Below are 1,492 nucleotides of genomic sequence, written 5' to 3'. Positions count from 1 at the left end.
CATATATGGACCCCGCCCGGTTTTGCAACAGATAAATTCAGATTTTTTAACAATTCAGGATTAGATGCAGTCATATATTCGGTCTCTAGCTGAGTGATATACGTTCACTCGGACCCTGATAGTTTCTGCGCTCTTTTTCCTCATCACGTCAACGGTCTCATATGCGACCCTGGTCAAGTATAGGTTTTAAAAGAGCTGGTCTTACCTGTTTTGCTATCAATCGTGATTTACCTTAAGCAATCTTTAAAGCGTGTCTTCTTTTCTTTGCTTTTTTCATGTCATCTGATTATGGTGAATGTGTTTTTTACATTCATCATAATCAGATGAAACCAATAATTTTTCCCGTTAATATTATTTTCATGCTGCTATACTTTCTTGAATGTCCGAGGCGCGATAACATTCACCATGTGCCATTAACGCCCAAATAGTGCGAGCATTTTTATTGGCTAACGCTACGGCTGCTTTGTTAAATCCGCAGCGCTGCTTTACATCAGCCATCCATTTGCTTTTTTTGTCCTCTTTTTCTTCGCAGCGAGTGAGAGCCGATCGTGCACCATGAATCAGCAATGTTCTTAAGTAACGATCGCCTCGTTTACTAATACCCCCCAATCGTACATTATTCCCGCTGGAATATTGTTTGGGTACTAATCCAAGCCAGGCAGATACTTCTCTACCATTATTAAACACACTGGCATCACCAATTGAGGCCACTATTGCTGATGCTATCAGAGGGCCAATACCTTCTATTTTTTGAACTTCTATGCACATTGGATCTGTGTCTGCTTGGTATTGAATTTCTTTATCGTAAATCTTCACCTGCTCATCATAAACTTTAAACTGTTCATATAAACGAATAAAAATAGCTTCTGATTTTACCGTTAATTTCAATTTGTTATTTTCTAAAATTTCTGTCATTTCTCGTATATGACTAATTCCTAATGCAATAACAATCCCATATTCAGCTAACAAACCACGTATTTGGTTTGCTTGAGCTGTTCGTTGTTTTATGACGAGTTCTCGTGCCCGATGAGATAACAATACATCTTGTTGCTCAATTTTCTTTACTGGAACGAATTTCATGTTAGGCCGTGTGACCGCCTCACAAATACCTTCAGCATCGTTAGCGTCATTTTTATTCGATTTCACATATGGCTTTACAAACTGAGGTGCCATCATTTTTACGGTATGCCCCATTCCTATAAACATACGAGCCCAATAGTGTGCGCCGCCACACGCCTCCATTCCAACCAAGCAAGGAGGCAGCTGTGCCATAAACTCAATTAGCTTTTCCCTGGTTAATCTTTTTTTAAGAACGCATTTACTTTTTGCATTTATTCCATGTAATTGGAAAACATTCTTTGCCAGATCGATGCCTAATACTTTAATATCTTTCATTATGGATCCCTCACCTTGATTGAATGACTGTTAACATATTCATTCTGGCTCAAATAGAAGCCTTTCGATAGGTGGCGGGGTCCATACTATTACGTCA

General features: G+C 39.0%; 1 protein-coding gene. It reads right to left on the bottom strand.

All coding sequences use genetic code 11. From position 1 onward, the window contains the following. Positions 1-357 precede the first annotated feature (357 nt). The gene (locus CC34_RS0110095; RefSeq protein ID WP_027228618.1) at positions 358-1,395 is read right to left on the bottom strand and encodes an IS110 family RNA-guided transposase; all 1,038 of its coding nucleotides are present in this window, start codon (positions 1,393-1,395) and stop codon (positions 358-360) included. Positions 1,396-1,492 lie beyond the last annotated feature (97 nt).

The organism is Legionella pneumophila subsp. fraseri (assembly GCF_000586315.1).
Classification (GTDB): Bacteria; Pseudomonadota; Gammaproteobacteria; order Legionellales; family Legionellaceae; genus Legionella; species Legionella pneumophila_B.
Note: the sequence above shows the minus strand (reverse complement) of the source record. Positions and strands in the feature narration are given on the sequence as shown.